The sequence below is a fragment of the Pseudoalteromonas thalassia genome (assembly GCF_049257215.1).
Taxonomy (GTDB): Bacteria; Pseudomonadota; Gammaproteobacteria; order Enterobacterales; family Alteromonadaceae; genus Pseudoalteromonas; species Pseudoalteromonas lipolytica_C.
In genome coordinates, this window is record NZ_JBMMUE010000025.1 from 1 (window position 1) to 18609 (window position 18609).

Below are 18609 nucleotides of genomic sequence, written 5' to 3' on the forward strand. Positions count from 1 at the left end.
ACGAAACAGCGCCGATGATAGTGTGGCATTTGCCATGTGAAAGTAGGACATCGCCAGGCTCCAAATTAGAGAAAGCCCGATTCGAAAGAGTCGGGCTTTTTTGCGTTTAAGCTATTTACACAACGTGCCTTATTCATTCTTCAGGTAGGTTGGGTAGAGCGTAGCGAAACCCAACATAATCCATGTGAACCTTTCATAATTCCAAGGTTAAATAATACCAATCCGCAATAATACTTAATCATTTTGAGGGATTAAACCTGTCGCTAACTGCGTTAAAAATTTCTGATTTAGAACAACTAAATAACGAAATTTTTGCCTTATTATCAACGAGGTTTTATTGCCTCAAAATAGACCACTTAATTAAGCGAATTGGTATAACTCTTAAAATGTCTAACAGGTTAGCGGCCTCTAAAACGGCTTATTTCACCTTTCGCTAATTCGTCTGTTATTAATGAGCCTTACCGCTTCATTGTGCATGACGAATTACCACGCTGTGGGTTTCGCAGCGCTCTAGCCAACCTACGGCAGACTTCAAACGTTACCCTTGCTAGCTTTACTCTTTCTAACTTGTAGCTTTACTCTCGCAACTCATGTTGGATTTCGCTCTACCCAACCTGAGGCAGATGTCAAACTTTACTCTCGCTAACTAGCAACTTGTAACTACTCAATATTAAACGACTACAAAAAACAACCACAAAAAAGCCCAGCAGGCTTCCCTGCTGGGCTTTTTAAAGTTTAAGCTTTGACTATTTAATCATGCTGTAGATAAGCGCAAATACGGCTAGAGAGCCAACTGTTAATACGAACAGTGTGCTCAAGCGGTTTCTGTATTTGTGTAAGCTAGGAACCTTATATACGGCAATCATTGGCATGATGAAAAGGATCATGGCGATGATTGGGCCTGATAGCTGATCCATCATGTCTAAAATACTTGGGTTGCTCACTGAGCAATACCAAATAGCGAAGAACATGATGACAGTGCCAATCTTATCAACAAGCTTAGGGTTCATATGCGCTTGTTTACTGACTAAGCCGTTGAAGCTTTCACGGGCACCTAAAAAGTGACCTAAGAACGATGAGGTAATCGCGATAAAGGCAACTAATGGCCCTAAGGTCGCAATAAACGAGTTATCAGTAATATTGGCAAGGAATGACAAGATAGATACGTTATCTGCCTTTGCTTGTACCATTTGTTCTGTAGATAGTGACAGTACGCACGAGAATACAAACAGTAAAACAAACACAATTAATAATAAGCTGGTGCGCTTTAGAATTGCTTCTGACTTCATTTTGGCATTGTCGCCATAGTGAGCGCGCTGTACATGTACAAAGCTTGATATTGCAGCGGCATGGCTAAACGAGAATACAATGATAGGTATTGATAGCCAAAGTGTTTTCATGAAACCTGAAAACTCAGGAATTGATACATCAGGCATTTGCCAGCTTGGGATCAAGTAAATCGATAAGAAGAACAAGATAGCGACGAGAGGATAAACAAGAATTGCAAAGGCACGTAACATGAGCGCTTCGCCACCTAACATTAGGCTGATCATACCGCCAACGAGCAGGCCAGATAACAGCACGCGTGGTGGTGACTCCATACCTAATTGATTAACGATAAAGCTGTCTACAGTATTGGTTAAGCCAACACCATAAATAAGTAAGATAGGGAAGATAGACAGAAAATACAGTAATGAAATCAGGCGTCCTGCATTAATGCCAAAGTGTTCTTCTACTACATCGGTAAAGTCTGCTTCAGGCTTTTTTGATGATAAAACAAAGCGGGCTAAGCCTCTGTGAGCTAAGTAAGTCATCGGAAAGGCAAGGCATGCCATGATAATTAAAGGCCAAAACCCGCCGATGCCGATATTAATTGGTAAGAATAAAATCCCTGCACCGACTGCGGTGCCAAATAAACTTAACACCCACTGGGTGTCATGAAGATTCCATTTTGAGTTACTACTTGTTGTCGATGCATCATACTGCATAGCATCTTGATGTGTGTTCATTAGCACTCCACTATTAGAATAATAATTGTCGCGCAGCATATAGAAAAGCGACTAAGAATGCATGTTTTAGCGTTGTATTTAAATAACTATGCTGTAAGGAGAGACTTACAAAGGAAAAAGTTGGGCTTATTGAGATAAGCCCAATTAAGCTATTTATTTTGCAGCTGCAAGTGCGCGAGCTTTAATGTCTGCGGCAAATGCTAAACCTTTCTTAAAACGCGCTTCAGCTGCTGTGATTTCACTTTCATCGCCATTAGCAGCAAGCACCCCTTGTGAAAGGGCTTTATAAAGTGCGGTAATTTGTGCCTCGTAACCGGCTTCAATTGCTTTTTCAACAGTCGTCATGGTTATTCCTTTAATAGATTAAGAGAGCAAAATATTATAGGAACAAGGACTTATTATCTAGGTGGACTTCACTATTAAGTGGTAGGCGTTAAATCTATAGACTTACTTTGAGATGATAATAAAGGTGCTGGGTTTCGCTACGCTCAACCCAGCCTACGGTATTTAACGGAACGCTTTTAGTCCTGTAACGCCGATACGACAAAATACGGATTCAGATACTCTTCTTTACTGTTATACAGTAGTGGGCTGCCATCGAGTTTGCTAACCGTTGCACCTGCTATTTCGGCAATCGCATGACCTGCTCCGGTATCCCACTCACAGGTTGGGCCAAGGCGCGGGTATATATCTGCACTCCCTTCGGCAACAAGGCAAAGTTTTAGTGAGCTGCCCTTTGAAACCATTTCTACATCTTCAAACTGTTTTACGAATTCAGCTAAATCAGGAGAGGGGTGTGAACGACTGCCGACAACACGGATAAGCCCTTTATTTGGTTTACGGGTTACCTTAAGTTCGATACGCTCATCACCTTTATCTTTAAAGGCACCTATTGCTTCTGCAGCAATATACGACACACCTAATGCCGGTGCATCGACAACGGCCAATACCGGTTTACCTTTTTCAATCAAGGCAATGTTTACAGTGAACTCGCCATTCTTTTTAATGAACTCTTTGGTGCCATCAATTGGGTCTACTAACCAGTAGCGTTGCCAAGTTTGACGGATATCCCAGCTAATATCAGCGCTTTCTTCGCTTAGAATTGGTACATCAGGGGTGAGATGTTGTAAGCCATTCACAATCACTTTGTGAGCTGCTAGGTCGGCGTCGGTCACTGGGCTTTCATCAGCTTTGTACTCAACATTAAAGTCCTTTTCGTAAATCCCCATTATTGCACTGCCGGCTTGGCGTGCGAGGAGTAAGATTTCTTCTAGCAGTTCCGTTTGATTCATGACTTAACCTATAATTTGCTGTTGTTTTAAATACGCTACCAGTTCTTGCACCGATTGGTCTAGGCTGTTTTTACTGGTATCGATTTTAATTTCTGGCGATGTAGGGATTTGATAGTCTGAGTCGATACCTGTGAAGTGCTTAATTTCACCTGCACGCGCTTTTTTATAAAGCCCTTTAGGGTCGCGTGTTTCACACACGTCGAGCGGGGTATCTAAAAATACCTCAATAAACTCACCATCCTCTACTAAGTTTCTTACCATATCGCGTTCGCTTTGGAATGGCGAAATAAATGCGGTTAATACCACAAGACCGGCATCGACCATCAGCTTGGCAGTTTCACCTACGCGACGAATGTTTTCCACGCGGTCTTCATCAGTAAAGCCAAGATCTTTACATAAGCCATGACGCACATTGTCGCCATCAAGTAAGTAGGTGTGAACGCCTAACTGGTTTAATGCGCTTTCTAGTGCGTTAGCAACTGTACTTTTGCCTGAACCTGAAAAACCTGTGAACCATAAAATGGCAGGCTTATGCTTTTTTTGCTCACTACGCTGTGATTTGCTAATGGCGTAATTATGCCAAACAATATTTTCATCCATTGTCTTTACTCTCGTTATTGAAATGGGAATACCAGTGGTATGAGTGTTAAAACCGTAATCGAGTAAATAATCGATAAAGGTAAGCCCATGGCAATGTAATCTTTAAGGCGGTAATTTCCCGCGCTGTAAACCATCAAGTTAGTTTGATAACCAAATGGCGAAATGAAGCTCGCTGATGCACCAAATGCGACAGCCATAATAAAAGGCAAAGGTGATACATCAAAACCAACGGCGAGTGTATACGCTACCGGAAACGAAAGCGCTGCAGCGGCATTGTTGGTAATGAGTTCGGTAAATAAAACCGTCATTAAGAATATGGCGATAAATGCGCCGTAAGGCCCAAAGTCACCTAATACGTATAACATGGCCGACGAAATTTCACCGGCAAGGCCTGTGCCTATCATGAGTTTGGCAAGGCCAATGGCACTACCGACTACTGCGAGTAACTCTATTGGGAAGCGACGTTTTACATCACTTAGCTTGATTGTGCCCGTTAGCATTAAACCAATAAGAAGAACGAGTAGGCCTTTTACTAATGGCACTAGGCCAACAATACTTAACCCTAGTACGGTTGCAAAACTTGCCAGCACAATATTTGATTGCTTAGGTTTTAAATGGGTTTGTAAATCAAGGCCTGATATATAAACAAACTCGCGCTTTAAATTGGGCAGCGAGTAAAATGCTTTGCCAGGGGCAAGGATCAAGGAGTCACCCGCTTGCAGTTGAACTTTACCTAAGCCACCTTGTAAACGGTCATGGCCGCGGCGAATGGCAATAACGGCTGCATGAAATTGTTCACGAAAGCGAATTTCTTTAATCGTTTTACCAATGTATTTTGATGAATGACTAACAACGACTTCAACTAGGTGCTCAACGTCTTTCTCATGTTTGTCGTGTACAACTTTTAAGCCGTCAAATTGGGTGAGCAGAGGTACTGACTTTATATCACCTACAAACAGCAGTACGTCACCTTCTTTAATAACTTGTTTTGGGGTAACCGCGCAAATACGTTTATCACCGCAGATTATTTCGGCTAAGAACAAGTCTTTTAATTCACGAAGGCCATTTTCCTCAACACTTTTACCAATTAGTTTAGAGCCTGTTTCGACTTTACCTTCAAGGTAAAAGGGCACCACTTCTTGGTCATTTTTACCGTTATCTGGTAAATACTTGAGCATTACTAAAATAGTGATAAGTCCGACGCTCAATGCGCCTAAACCAATCAAGGTAAAATCAAAAAAACCAAGTGGCTCCATGCCCGCTTCAACGGCAAAGCCATTAACAATTAAATTGGTTGAGGTACCTATCAGGGTGATCGTGCCACCTAAAATGGCAGTGTACGATAAAGGCAACAAAAGCTTAGACGGTGAATGTGTCGGGCTTTCTTTTATTGCACTGATAAGCGATGCTACTACTGCTGTATTATTAGTAAATGATGATAAAAAGGCAGTTGATAAACCCAGTTTTGTCACCGAACTTGTCAGGCTACCTTTCGAAAGAGACTGAGCAAGCTTTTGCACTAACGTGGTTTTTTCTACAGCTATCGAAACGAGTACAAGTAGAATAAGAGTAATTAAAGAAGGATTTGCATAGTTAATTAGCATATCTTCAAGGCTGATCAGCCCAGCTAAATAACTAATACCAATGGCGCCGACAAATAACCATGCAGGTTTTAGTCGTGTGCCAAAAAGGCACCCGACTAATACCAGCATAATGCCTGTTAATACCAGCTGTTGATACATGCTTTTTACTTCCTATAACAGGCGAATGGTGATTATTTAAGCTTAGTTATATCAAGCGCTTGCCAATGAGGGAAGTGCTTGCGTACTAATGCGTTAAATTCAACTTCAAAATCGCTAAAGTTACTTTGTTGCTCTTCGGTGCTAAGTAATTGTTCAATCATACCTGCAGCAACGGTCAGGTTAGATAAGCGATCAATTAGGATAAATGCACCTGTTTCATGGTTGTTATGGTACTCATCAGCCAAAATTGTTTCTGTAAGCTCTAGGGTTACAATGGCAATTTCGTTAAGTTGTAATGAGTCAGCTTGACCATGCTCTAGGGTATTAACATCAATCGTGTGATCGATCTTTCTTACCACTGCCGAGGTATTTTTGCTGCCTAACTTAAAGTTGTAGCTTTTACCTAATACTAACGGTGCTTCATGCATCCATACTAATTTAGCTTGAATACGGTTTGTTACAGCAGCATTTGAGGCTGCTGGTACAATCACATCGCCACGACTGATATCAATTTCGTCGTTTAACGTTAAGGTAATTGCTTGGCCTGCTTCAGCGGTATCTAGGTTACCATCGAAAGTGACAATCTCTTTAATGCTCGAGCTTTTACCCGATGGTAATACTTTCACTGCATCACCCACGCTAAGTTTGCCAGACGTTAAAGTGCCTTGGAAACCACGGAAGTCTAAGTTTGGGCGTACTACATATTGCACTGGTAAGCGGGCTTCAAACCCGTTATCAATTTCAGCTGCTGGTGAGTCTTCAAGTAACTCCAGCAGTGGCTTTTCTGTGTAATAAGGTGTGTGCTCTGAGCGTGTTACTACGTTGTCACCTTTCAGTGCTGACATCGGCACAAATTTGATATTAGTAACGTTTAGCTGCTCTGCAAACTTAAGGTAGTCGGCTTTGATTTTCTCGTATACCGTTTCATCGAAATCGACGATATCCATCTTATTGATAGCAACAACAAACTGCTTAATACCTAATGAGTCACAGATAAAGCTATGACGCTTAGTTTGTACTTGTACGCCGTAACGAGCGTCGACTAGGATAATCGCCACGTCACTAGTTGATGCGCCGGTCACCATGTTGCGTGTGTATTGCTCATGTCCTGGCGTATCAGCAATAATGAATTTACGTTTTGCTGTAGAGAAGTAACGATAAGCAACGTCAATGGTAATACCTTGCTCACGCTCAGCTTGAAGACCATCTACAAGGAGTGCTAAATCAAGCTCTTCACCGGCATTACCGACTTTTTCATTGTCTTTATGCAGGGCTGCAAGTTGGTCTTCATAAATTTGGTGGCTGTCGTGTAAAAGGCGGCCAATCAGCGTTGATTTACCGTCATCTACACTACCACAAGTCAGCATGCGTAAAAGGCTTTTGTCTTGTTGACGCGCAAGGTAGGCGTCGATGCCTAGCTCTCTTACTTCATTAATCGTGTCGTTTGTTTTAGACATTAGAAATAGCCCTCACGTTTTTTCTTTTCCATTGAACCAGCAGAGTCGTGATCAATCACGCGGCCTTCACGCTCAGAAGAGGTAGAAAGCAGCATCTCTTCAATAATTTCAGTTAAGGTTCCTGCTGTTGATTCCACAGCACCCGTTAGCGGGTAACAACCAAGAGTACGGAAACGGACCGATTTCATTTGCGGTACTTCACCTTCTTCTAAAGGCATACGCTCGTCATCAACCATAATAAGCGTGCCGTTACGCTCAACTACAGGGCGCTCTTTGGCAAGATAAAGTGGAACCATTTCAATGTTTTCTTGGTAGATGTACTGCCAAATATCAAGCTCAGTCCAGTTAGAAAGCGGGAATACACGAATACTTTCGCCCGGGTTAACTTGGCTGTTATACGTATTCCAAAGCTCTGGACGTTGGTTTTTTGGATCCCATCTGTGGTGTTTGTCACGGAATGAGTAAACACGCTCTTTAGCACGTGATTTCTCTTCGTCACGACGTGCACCACCAAACGCAGCATCAAAGCCGTATTTGTCTAACGCTTGCTTTAAGCCTTGCGTTTTCATGATGTCGGTGTGTTTAGCTGAGCCATGCACAAATGGATTGATATCAATCGCTAAACCTTCTGGGTTTTTATGGACGATTAAATCAAAACCATACTCTTTAGCGAGGCGGTCACGAAACTCAATCATTTCCTTAAACTTCCAGTTGGTATCAACGTGTAAAAGTGGAAATGGAATTTTTGCTGGGTAAAACGCTTTACGCGCTAAGTGTAATAACACTGATGAATCTTTGCCGATTGAATAAAGCATCACCGGGTTTTCAAACTCAGCAGCAACTTCGCGCATGATTTTGATACTTTCAGCTTCTAATTGCTGAAGGTGTGTTAAAGCCATTGTTAGTCGTCCTACTAAAATGATTAAAAGTTAAATTAAGCTACGCCTGTTAAAGGCTGGGCAAAGCTGCTGGTTTGCTCGGTTTGACCAAACCATGCAAGTTGATGATGCAATGATGCAACTTCGCCAATAATTAATAAGGCGGGTGAAATAATGCTATGGCGCGAAATCAAATCGGCCAGCTCACCTAATTGCCCTGTAACCACACGTTGTTCTTTACGTGTGCCGTTTTCGATAATGGCTACGGGTGTGTCTGCACCGCGGCCATGTTTTAATAATTGTGCTTGAATATGTGGTGATTTAATCACCCCCATATAAATCGCTAAGGTCTGATTTGGTTTGGCAAGTGACTGCCAATCTAATTCTTGACCATCTTTTTTACAGTGACCCGTTACAAACTGAATGGCTTGGGCATGATCTCTGTGAGTAAGTGGAATGCCAGCATAAGCACTACAACCTGCAGCAGCAGTAATACCCGGTACGATTTGGTAACGTACTTGATTAGCTGCGAGAACTTGCACCTCTTCACCACCACGGCCATAAATAAATGGATCGCCACCTTTAATACGGCATACTTTTTTGCCTTGCTTGGCAAAATCGACCAGCATCTGATTAGTATCTTCTTGTGCAACACTGTGATCGCCTAAACGTTTACCCACGCAAACCAAATCGGCATCACGGCGCACTAAATCCATAATTTCATCAGAAACCAAGTAGTCATATACAACCACGTCGGCTTGTTGCATTAATTGTAGTGCTTTTAGCGTTAATAGCTCAGGGTCGCCCGGGCCTGCACCAACAACATACACTTCGCCTTCAGGCTCAGGCTTGGCATCTAACATCTGCTCTAGCTGCGCTGTGGCAGCTTCGGTATTACCTGCTTGAACTTTGCTCACGACTGATGAATCAAATACGCCTTCCCAAAACTGGCGACGATCGGCAAAGTGTTTAAAGCGTTGTTTTACTTTGTCACGGAAGCTGCCCACTAAACTTGCTAGTGGCCCAATATGCTGTGGAATAAGCGTTTCGAGTTTTTCACGTAAACGACGTGCTAAAACTGGCGCTGTACCGGCGCTTGAAATTGCAATTGTGATCGGGTCACGGTCAACAATTGATGGAAAAATAAAGCTGCACTTAGGTTGGTCATCTACCACGTTTACGAAGATATTGCGTGCATTGGCAAGCTTAAACACATCCTCATTTACGCTGTCGATATCAGTAGCAGCAATCACTAGCATCTGTTGCTCTAAATACTGCTCTTTGAAAAAGTCGTTAATAAGCGTTACATCACCTTGCTTTGCAAGCTCTTGTAGTTCATCACAAAATGCAGGGGCGACTAAGGTCACGTTGGCGCGGGCTTTTAAAAATGCTCGGCACTTGCGTAACGCAACATCCCCACCGCCGACTACCAGAACAGGCTTGTCGTCTAATTTGGTAAAGATTGGTAAATATTGCACTTTGTCTACACCCCTAAAACACATTGAATAAACTGCTTATTGCAGGTAAGCAGAATATAGTGCTCCATATAAAGTAAAAAATAATTAAAACCAAGTTTATATAGCTAAAAGTTATATATGGTGGTTGTGTTTGGCTTAAGGCTTAGTTAACAAGGGATTGCGGCGAGTTACAAGTAAATTAGTTGCCTTATGGTGATTAGTTATGATTTATAGCCGAATGATAAAAATTTGCTACTATAGGTCACTAAGATAGCAACAAAAAAGTAAACGTAATGAATAAAACACAAACAATCGCTGCTCAAGCGGTGGCGCTGATGGACTTAACAACTCTGAATGACACCGACACCACAGAATCAATTAATAACTTGGTTGCTAGTATTGAGCCAAAATTGGGCATCCCTGCAGCGGTTTGTGTGTACAGCCAGTTTGTTAGTGACGCTAAACTGGCACTCGCTGAGCGTGAACTTCAGCACGTAAAAGTGGCGACAGTTACAAACTTTCCTGATGGGGAGCAGCCTTTAGAACAAGTGATAAATGAAACACTGTTTGCCATTGAGCGCGGAGCCGACGAAATTGATTTAGTGATCCCCTATAAAGCACTGATTGCCGGTGATGAGCGCAAAGTTTTAGAGTATGTCAAAGCGTCAAAAGAGGCATGTGGCAGACAAGCGCAACTTAAAGTCATTATCGAAAGTGGCGAATTAAGCGATGATCTTATTGCAACGGCAACTAAGCTGGCAATTAATGGCGGTGCTGACTTCGTTAAAACCAGTACCGGTAAAGTGGCTGTTAATGCAACGCTAGCTGCAACAGCCATCATGTTAAATACCATTAAAGCGACTGGTAAAAAGGTTGGTTTTAAAGCTGCAGGGGGAGTCAGAACAGTCACTGATGCTGCTGAGTATTTAGCCTTAGCCGAATCAATCATGGGTGAAGCGTACTTACAGCCAGAGCTATTTCGTTTCGGCGCTTCTGGGTTATTAAGTGATGTATATGCGACATTAAATGAATCGTGAGAGTGAACAAGAAAAAATAGCACTCGAGCATAGTGCGGCAAAGCTATTTTTACGCTGCTATGAAAAGCAGTTTGGTGTAACCATGCGTAATATCTGGCATAACACACCAAGTAAACCAGATGTGAGTTGTTATAAAGGTGATGAACGGCTCGATATTGAAATAGCGCATTTATATGCCAGTGAGACAGAAGCGATGGCGGTGCTAGGTCGCCCGCTGTCTATCTCAATGCAGCGCGATCTCGCTGAAATGGCTTTAGCGCCCAGTAACGAGCGTTTGCACTGTGCTTTGCATCGATTGCTGGCACAAAAAGCTAAGAAACATTACGAGTCTTCGCAGCCTTGGTTATTAATTCGAAATGCCAGTACTATATGGCATTTTGATGATTTTAAGTCAGTACTTACTCACCTTGATGTGCCTAAGCAGCATCCCTTTCAACAAATTTGGTTGTTATGTGATTTTTATCGTGGTGAGTTGTTACAAATTTTATAATGGAATGAGATAACAAAAATGAAATTTAAACGCTCAGGGACACAAACACTTTTATCTAGTGTTTTTCCAAGTTTAGCAGTAGTAGGTGTGGTGGCTGTATCGCTTACAGCGTGTACTAATCCGAGTACACCTGCGGGTGAAGAAGGTTACGTATTTGAAAAGCCACGCGTGTTTGGCGAAGGCGGTTATCAAGGGACTATGATTGGCCCTGCTAACTACGGCATGTCACTTTGGCGTAATCAGGTGATTAATATTGATATGCGTCCGAACACGTATACTGAAGCATTTAAAATATTAGCTAACGATGACTTAAATATTAGTTTTGATTTTCATGCGGTCATTTCAATAGAAGGCGGCTCTGTTAGAACGGTGGTTGAGCAATACGGTGGCGAAGATTGGTATCCGCGATTTGTTCGTGAAACATTTAGAACTTATGTGCGTGATATAGTGCAGCAATACGATAGTGGCGTGTTAAAAACCAATCGCGAGAAAATAGCTGCAGAAGTAACAGCTCGGTTAAAAGCGTATTTAGAACCAACGCCGTTTAAGCTTGCAAATGTTGTGGTGGGAAATATTAACTATCCGGCTATCGTTGCTAATGCTGTTGAGAAAAAGCTCGCAGCACAACAATTACTTTCTGAAAAAGAAACACAAAAAGAAATTGCGCGTAAAGATGCTGAGATCCGTGTAGAAGAAGCGAAAGGTATTGCACAGGCGCAAAAAATTATTAATGCCACTTTGACACCAAACTATCTACAACATGAAGCTATTAATGCGCAGTTAAAGATGGCTGAGTCACCTAACCATACAACGGTTTATATTCCTGTTGGTAACAACGGTGTGCCACTGGTGAAAGGTACAAACTAGGGCTTTATACAGCCAGTGCTAACACTGGCTGTAAGTTTACTCAGTCAAATCTAAACATACTACCTAAGCTTTCTAAGTGTGACTTGTTGGTTTTGGCAATACACTGTGTATCATCAAGAGATTTTTTAGTTGCTTCATCTGCAAGCCCCGTCACTTTTAGCTTATTTTCTTGCTGATATTCAGTGAGCGCAATCACAGTGGCTTGATCATACTTTACGTCTTCAACGTCAAATTCTTCATAGTGTGGTTGCTGCTTCAAGTAACCTAAACACACTAAATTGAGTCGTGACATCGCCAGGTCTGTTTTTTCATAGTAAGGCATTCTGTGACTCGGAACAGTAACCGATGCTATTGGCGCTTTAGCCGGTGCTGCAGCTGTGGTTACTTTTAGTGGTGCAGGGGCCTTGTAGCCAGCTGCTATGGTGTTGTCGCTATTATAACGATAATAAGTTGTGGGCACTTTTGACTCTAAGAATTCAACGGCTTTTACGATTACTTCGCGCAATGCTTTTTCTTTAGGCGTGTTTGACCAGCCACTTAAATTTCCACCGACAAGTGCACCGCCAAAGTTAGTCGCTGCTGATGTGAAATCGAAGTCTTTACTGCCACCTTCAACGCTGGTTGCGGCTAGAATTCGCGAGGTGCGGGTATCAATTAGGCGTAAATCAATGGCCATGTGTGAGCCTGAGAAACCAGCCGATACTGAACTAAATACATCACCAATAAAACCACCGCTGCCTACACTGGCACCTGAACTATCATCATCGAACTCAGTAACCGCTGCAACTACCACGATTTCGGCACCTTCGATTTCACCATAAGCTGCTCCTGATGCTGCACTTACGCGCCCTGAAACAGCGAGGTCTTGCTCAGATAACACCGCATCGAGTGCTTGTCTTTCTAAAACAATAAATCGATTGGTACTGACTAATGCGGTTGTTAATTGATCTGCCATACCTTCACCGATTTCTTTTCGCCACCAACGCGAATCATTTGATTTATCGGTAAAGCGGGCTACAGCGATGCGAGCTTTTGGGCCGTTATATTGTTGCTGTGCGACTTCATTTACATTTGGACTATTTTTATTACTTGTTGATGTCGACGTGCTTTGACATGCACTCAGTGCTGCTGCAAATAACGTTAGCGAGATCGCCTTGTGTGTTTTTGTGAGCATATGATTTTCCTTAACTGATATCTCATGCAGAAAACTGGCTAACAACAATGTGTGAGCTGTTTGAATTTTTATGGATATAAAGTAGGTAAATCAGTGGTTTGTTAATAGTACTCAGACGAAAACTTTATTCACTGACGCGAAAATCTGCTTGTTTTGTATATTTTTCTCGGTATTGCTTTGGTGATATCCCATATTGCACTTTGAAGCTTCTTGCGAAGTAGCTTTGTGAACTAAAACCGTTATTTTGGGCAACTTGACCTATTGAGTATGAGCTATTAATAAGCTGCTTTGCTGCTAGTTCAATGCGTGTATTACGTAAATAATCTGAAGGAGTGAGGGAGTAGAGTGATTTCATCTTCAGCTGTAAAGCGCGAGCACTCATACACATTGCTGCGGCAAGCTGTTCAACTGAAAATCCTTCATCTTGATAGTGGGCTAACACCACTTGCTTGAGTTTTTCAGTAAAGCAGTAGTCTTTGTTTTGCACTACCATAGTGTCTGTGGGGCTCGTTGCTATGGGGGCGGCTAGTTGTGCAGATAAGTGTTGATTTAATAGCTGGCGTAAACTTATCAGACTTTTAACGCGGCTGATCAAAAGAGTCGGTTCGAAAGGCTTACTCAAAAAGTCATCAGCTAACAAGTCAAGCCCTTTTAAGCGGCTTTGCGTATCTGCTTTTGCAGATAAAAGTAACACTGGGACATGGCTGGTGGCAGGATTTTCACGTAGTTTAGCCAGTAGCTGATAACCATCCATAACTGGCATCATCACATCACTAATAATGAGATCTGGTAATTCATCTTGGCAAAGGGAAATCGCGTGTTGGCCATCAGCAGCACAAAGGCAGTTAAATTCTTGATTAAATAAGCTGAGCAGTAGCTGTGTCATATCATGATTGTCTTCAACAATGAGAAGGGTTTGTTTAGCACTGCGATGTTCTAAGGTCGTTTTGCTCTGGTTGGTGTTCATAACAACCGGCAATGAAACACTAAAGCAGCTACCTTTACCTATCTCGCTGTGAAGTGTTATTTCTCCTCCATATGCTTCCACAAGTTGTTTTACTAATGTTAGGCCGATACCACTGCCTGATTCGATTGACGCAACACGTGTGAAGCGCTTAAAAACCTGATGCTGATCCTCAACAGCAATACCTATTCCTGTGTCGGTTATATTTATTATGGCTTGTTGCTGATTAACCGTTAGGCTTACGCTGACACTGCCACCTTCAGGAGTGTACTTTAAGGCGTTATTGATTAAGTTACTAAAAATAGAATGGGCGTGATTAGGTGCAATATTAGTCGCACATAATAAATGATCATTATCTTGAAAACTAAACTGTAAGTTTTTTTGCGCAAATAGCGGGGCGAAGTCTTGCGTAAGCTCGGTTAAAAAACGTGCTAATGAATATGGAGAAACAGTGTACACAGCAGTACTTGGTCGTTTGCTTAATTGCAGTAATTGATTAATCAGTTCAAGTAACCGTTGGCTGTTGCGTTTAATACTCGCGAGGTGAGTTTGTGATTGCGTGTCCTGATGTTGCTGTTGCAACTGACTGACAGGGGCAAGGATTAAACTCAGGGGCGTTTTTAGCTCATGACTAATGTTATCTAAGAACTGATCTTTTAATTTGTTTAACGCCACTTCTTTTTGTTTGTCTTGCTCAGCTAGTTTGCGTTTGTAAATTGCATTTAATAGTGACCAAGCCACGCTCAATACGGCAAGAAAATAAACCACGTATGCAATGGGGCTTTGCCACCAGGGCGGCACAACGGTCAGTGTTAATAAAGACTTGGTTTTACTCCATTGTCCATACTGATCTTTTGCTTTAATTAGTAGTTCATATTGCCCAGCAGGGAGTTGTGGATAGTTGACTTGGCGAAGACTTGCGTCTGTATAGAGAAACTGCTCATCAAAACCTGCTAATTTATAGCCATATTGATAATGGTTTGGGCTTGCTGGATTTTGTAGAGCGCTAAACTTAAACCCGATGACTCCAGATGATTGCGGCAGAGAAAGCATGTTAGTAGCATTTATAAGCAAATCAGATTGCTGATCAAAGTAACGCGTCTCAATCGCTTGGTTGTTGAGCAGCAACTCAGTTAAAACTGGGGTAGGTGGCGTATGAGTTAAATCTAACTGCTCAGGATAAAAGTGGTTAAAGCCATTGATGCCACCAAAATAGAGTTCGCCATCAGCAGCTTGAAAGCTCGCGCCGAGGATAAAAGATTGATGCTGAATACCTTGTTCGGGTAAAAATTGCTGTATTTTGTTGGTATGCGGTTGATAGCGGGATAAGCCACCATTTGTAGCAAGCCAAAGGTAACCCTGTTTATCAGCTAAAATATCAAAAATATTGTCATTTGCCAGACCATGTTGCTCTGTTAAGTGCTTAACGGCAAAGGTCTGTTTGTCGACTTTATTTAGCCCTTGCATAGTGCCAACCCAAATAGTGTTTTTATTATCCAGTAATAAAGAGGTGACCATATTATGGCTGAGCGCATTTTGTTCTACTGAAGAAGAACGATCATTAAGGAGTGTAAAGTGCTCTGTGTCTATATCTAACTTGTTGAGTCCAGCACGCGTGCCTATCCAAAGCGCATTGTCATCATGATCATAAGCGAGTGTAAAAACAGTGTTGTTAGCTAGGCTGTTACGAGTAGGGTCATGTTGGAAGTGGCGGACACTTCCTGTGCTCGGGTCAAAGCGGGTAAGACCTTGGTTGCTGCCAAGCCAAAGTATATCGTTACCGTCACTCGCAATTGCGTAGACACGATTACTGCTTAACTGATGACTCTGCATCGAGAAGACCGCAAAGTCATCGCTGTCTTGTTGGTATTTAAGTAACCCGCCACCATAGGTTCCTACCCATAATTGCTGTTTATTATCTTCGTGCAGAGCAAAAATATTACTATTAGGGAGTTGAGACTTATAGTTTTTATAGCCATTTTCAGTTCGTAGGTTAAGCCCATCGCGAGTACCTACCCACAACTGGTCATTGCTGCGCTTGATAATAGCGCGAATAAAGTTGTGGCTAAGAGAATCAGCGTTGAGAGTTTTTGTTTGATGAGAAAATTGCTGTTGAGAAGGATTGTAGCGCTGCACCCCAAAGCCATCACTACCAATCCATATAACGCCTTGAGGATCTTGATAAACTGACAATAAATAATCACTTTTCAACGAGTTTGTCAGTTGTGCGTCATGTCGATATTGCACTATATCCTGATGAATATTTTTGTCTGCTTCAAGAAAATAAATACCTTTTCCATAACTTGTGATCCAAAGATTATTACTGCTATCAATTAAACTATCAGTGATCCAGACACCATTAAATTGTGCAATCTCATTGGTCGTGTCATTTTTTGGGTCGAGAAGGTATAAGCCGTGTTTAGCGCCTACCAAAAGTTGCTGGTTTGCTAAAAGGTTGATGTGCCATAGTGCCGAGGTGATAGTGGCATGCTGTTCAAACTGTTTTGTAACACTATTGAACTTTATTAAGCCATGGCTGGTGGCAAGCCACAACTGGTTATTGCTTGTAACTATATCGCGAATAACAATATTTGGATTACCTGAGAGCTTGATTTGGAAATGTTCAACCTGCTGTTTAGGTAAATTAAACATCGTTAATTTACCTTGTTCATGGCCAAGCCACAGGTTGTCGAACTTATCAAACGCCATTGACCAGATTTTATCATCGCTAAGCGGCAGCAGTGAGCTGGACGAAGTATATGTGCTGAATTGCCCTGTTGTTGTATCTAAGCGGTTTAATCCTTTACTTGCAGTAGCGAACCAAAGCTGATTATTTTCATCTTGTAGACATGCGGTGACCCAATTACCTGAAATACTGCCTTTTAAGCCCGTTGCTTTAAAACGCTTAAATTCGTAACCATCAAATCGATTTAAACCACCTTGGGTTGCAAACCACGTGAACCCTTGTGCATCGTTGATACTACAATTGATGGAGTTTTGGCTTAGCCCTTGTTGACTATCGAAGCTACTTAAATGCAGAGGACGAGCGCTGACTGAGTAACAAATCAGTAGCGTAATAGAGCAAAAAAAACAAAATAATAGGCTATGTTGAGCAGTCAAATTGAACGTCCATTTATTGTAATTGTTCCTATATCGGGTTGATGATAAACTGCTTTTTAATCAATGTTAATATTGATTTTTAATTCAGCAGGTGAGAATTTAACTTATGGGTATCTTTTACACTTGTGTTAATGAATTGCGTAAGTATAATAGGCATCCACTTTGCAGGGGCGTAGTTCCAATTGGTAGAACAGCGGTCTCCAAAACCGACGGTTGGGAGTTCGAATCTCTCCGCCCCTGCCACTTTTACACAATGTGTGAAGTCTGAAATTAAAAATCGGTTTAAACAAGTCTGTTTTTAAGTTTAGATTTTAATGGATTAACCCTGCCAGTGCGCAGGGTTGTTGTGTCTGTAGTTAAGGTAAAAATATTATGAGCACGAATGTAGAAACTCCATCGAATGCGATGGATTCAGTAAAGTGGATTGTAGCTATTGCGCTACTAGCAGGCGCAGTCGTTGGTAACCACATGTATGCAGACCAATCTGTATTATTACGTGCTATTGGTGTAGTGGTTGCTGTTGCAGCGGGTTTAGGCATTGCCTCACTAACTGAAAAAGGTCGTACTTTTATTGCATTTGCAAAAGAAGCACGTATCGAAGTACGTAAAGTTGTGTGGCCAACACGCCAAGAAACAACACATACGACATTAATTGTAATGGTTGCAACTGTGATTATGGCACTTATCCTTTGGGGATTAGATGGCATTTTATTCCGCGCAGTAGGCTTTTTAACTGGATTGGAGATCTAATCCCATGTCGGATGAGAAGAACGAAAAGAAACTACGTTGGTACGTAGTACAAGCTTTCTCTGGTTATGAGAAGCGTGTAGCACAAACCATTCTTGAGCATATCAAGATCGAAGGTTTGGAAGATAGTTTTGGTGAAGTATTAGTACCAACTGAAGAAGTTGTTGAGATGCGTGCAGGTCAAAAGCGCAAATCTGAGCGTAAATTCTTCCCAGGTTACGTACTAGTTCAAATGGACATGAACGATGCAAGCTGGCACTTAGTAAATAGCACAGCACGTGTTATGGGCTTCATTGGTGGTACGTCTGATCGTCCTGCGCCAATTAGCCAAAAAGAAGCTGACCGCATCTTAAACCGTCTTCAAGAAAACTCAGAAGCACCTAAGCCGGCTACATTATTTGAGCCAGGTGAAGTTGTTCGTGTTATCGATGGTCCATTTGCAGACTTCAGCGGTGTTGTTGAAGAAGTGGATTACGAAAAGAGCCGCGTAAAAGTGTCTGTGCTTATCTTCGGTCGTTCGACACCTGTTGAGCTTGAGTTTGGTCAAGTTGAACAAGACAAGTAAGTAAAAAATTAAAGCTACCAAAATCGTTTAATATTTTGGCAATAAGCTTGAAAAAGGCCGCTGATTAACTTATAATCAGCGGCCTTTTTGTGTTAGGGCAAGTTGCGACTTGTTTTTATCACGAAAAGTGAGAACCAATTTTTAAACTGGGAAGCCGTTAGAGTACGCGTCCTCGCGCGCACAAGGCTATGACCCACCAAATGAGGTATT

General features: G+C 42.0%; 15 protein-coding genes and 1 tRNA gene. 6 read left to right on the forward strand and 10 right to left on the reverse strand.

Features of this window, described 5'->3' with window-relative positions:
* Nucleotides 1–746: 746 nt before the first annotated feature.
* The 8 genes from AAEU31_RS19765 to cysG form a co-directional block, all read right to left on the reverse strand.
* Nucleotides 747–2009: an aromatic amino acid transport family protein gene (locus AAEU31_RS19765; RefSeq protein WP_421968096.1), complete on the reverse strand. Its 1263-nt coding sequence runs from the start codon at nt 2007–2009 to the stop codon at nt 747–749.
* Between the two features lie 153 nt (nt 2010–2162).
* On the reverse strand, nt 2163–2354 hold the full coding sequence (locus tag AAEU31_RS19770) for a hypothetical protein (RefSeq protein ID WP_421968097.1): 192 nt from the start codon (nt 2352–2354) through the stop codon (nt 2163–2165).
* Nucleotides 2355–2530: 176 nt separating this feature from the next.
* Nucleotides 2531–3301: a 3'(2'),5'-bisphosphate nucleotidase CysQ gene (gene cysQ / locus AAEU31_RS19775; RefSeq protein ID WP_054554817.1), complete on the reverse strand. Its 771-nt coding sequence runs from the start codon at nt 3299–3301 to the stop codon at nt 2531–2533.
* Nucleotides 3302–3304: 3 nt separating this feature from the next.
* Nucleotides 3305–3901: an adenylyl-sulfate kinase gene (gene cysC / locus AAEU31_RS19780; protein ID WP_235383923.1), complete on the reverse strand. Its 597-nt coding sequence runs from the start codon at nt 3899–3901 to the stop codon at nt 3305–3307.
* A 14-nt stretch (nt 3902–3915) separates the two neighbouring features.
* Entirely contained in the window at nt 3916–5643 is a 1728-nt protein-coding gene (locus AAEU31_RS19785) for an SLC13 family permease (RefSeq protein ID WP_421968098.1), read from the reverse strand.
* 32 nt (nt 5644–5675) lie between these two features.
* Nucleotides 5676–7100, reverse strand: coding sequence for a sulfate adenylyltransferase subunit CysN (gene cysN / locus AAEU31_RS19790; protein ID WP_199527553.1), 1425 nt, complete (start codon nt 7098–7100; stop codon nt 5676–5678).
* Entirely contained in the window at nt 7100–7999 is a 900-nt protein-coding gene (gene cysD / locus AAEU31_RS19795) for a sulfate adenylyltransferase subunit CysD (protein ID WP_135922817.1), read from the reverse strand. The genes cysN and cysD overlap by 1 nt, the downstream gene beginning before the upstream one ends.
* Nucleotides 8000–8034: 35 nt before the next feature.
* Complete coding sequence (gene cysG / locus AAEU31_RS19800; protein WP_253040058.1) at nt 8035–9456, reverse strand: siroheme synthase CysG; 1422 nt, start codon at nt 9454–9456, stop codon at nt 8035–8037.
* 272 nt (nt 9457–9728) lie between these two features.
* Between cysG and deoC the strand changes: the two genes are divergently transcribed.
* Genes deoC through AAEU31_RS19815 form a run of 3 tightly spaced genes read left to right on the forward strand, consistent with a single transcriptional unit; the run spans nt 9729 to nt 11829 of the window.
* Nucleotides 9729–10472 (forward strand): deoxyribose-phosphate aldolase, encoded by a 744-nt coding sequence (deoC, locus tag AAEU31_RS19805; protein WP_421968099.1) that lies wholly within the window; start codon nt 9729–9731, stop codon nt 10470–10472.
* Nucleotides 10462–10962: a hypothetical protein gene (locus AAEU31_RS19810; protein WP_421968100.1), complete on the forward strand. Its 501-nt coding sequence runs from the start codon at nt 10462–10464 to the stop codon at nt 10960–10962. The genes deoC and AAEU31_RS19810 overlap by 11 nt, the downstream gene beginning before the upstream one ends.
* Before the next feature lie 18 nt (nt 10963–10980).
* A complete protein-coding gene (locus tag AAEU31_RS19815; RefSeq protein ID WP_421968101.1) occupies nt 10981–11829 on the forward strand; it encodes an SPFH domain-containing protein in 849 nt (282 codons plus the stop codon).
* A 40-nt stretch (nt 11830–11869) separates the two neighbouring features.
* Here the strand turns inward: AAEU31_RS19815 and AAEU31_RS19820 are convergent, their stop codons facing one another.
* On the reverse strand, nt 11870–13003 hold the full coding sequence (locus AAEU31_RS19820; RefSeq protein ID WP_421968102.1) for a CsgG/HfaB family protein: 1134 nt from the start codon (nt 13001–13003) through the stop codon (nt 11870–11872).
* A 124-nt stretch (nt 13004–13127) separates the two neighbouring features.
* Nucleotides 13128–17087 (reverse strand): two-component regulator propeller domain-containing protein, encoded by a 3960-nt coding sequence (locus AAEU31_RS19825; protein WP_421968103.1) that lies wholly within the window; start codon nt 17085–17087, stop codon nt 13128–13130.
* A 166-nt stretch (nt 17088–17253) separates the two neighbouring features.
* On the opposite strand from AAEU31_RS19825, the gene AAEU31_RS19830 reads away from it, so the two are divergent.
* The 3 genes from AAEU31_RS19830 to nusG all read left to right on the forward strand — a co-directional run bounded on the left by AAEU31_RS19830 (nt 17254) and on the right by nusG (nt 18399).
* A tRNA-Trp gene (locus tag AAEU31_RS19830) sits at nt 17254–17330 on the forward strand.
* A gap of 129 nt (nt 17331–17459) precedes the next feature.
* Nucleotides 17460–17837 (forward strand): preprotein translocase subunit SecE, encoded by a 378-nt coding sequence (gene secE, locus AAEU31_RS19835; protein WP_135922811.1) that lies wholly within the window; start codon nt 17460–17462, stop codon nt 17835–17837.
* Nucleotides 17838–17841: 4 nt separating this feature from the next.
* Nucleotides 17842–18399, forward strand: coding sequence for a transcription termination/antitermination protein NusG (gene nusG, locus AAEU31_RS19840; protein ID WP_036971577.1), 558 nt, complete (start codon nt 17842–17844; stop codon nt 18397–18399).
* Nucleotides 18400–18609 lie beyond the last annotated feature (210 nt).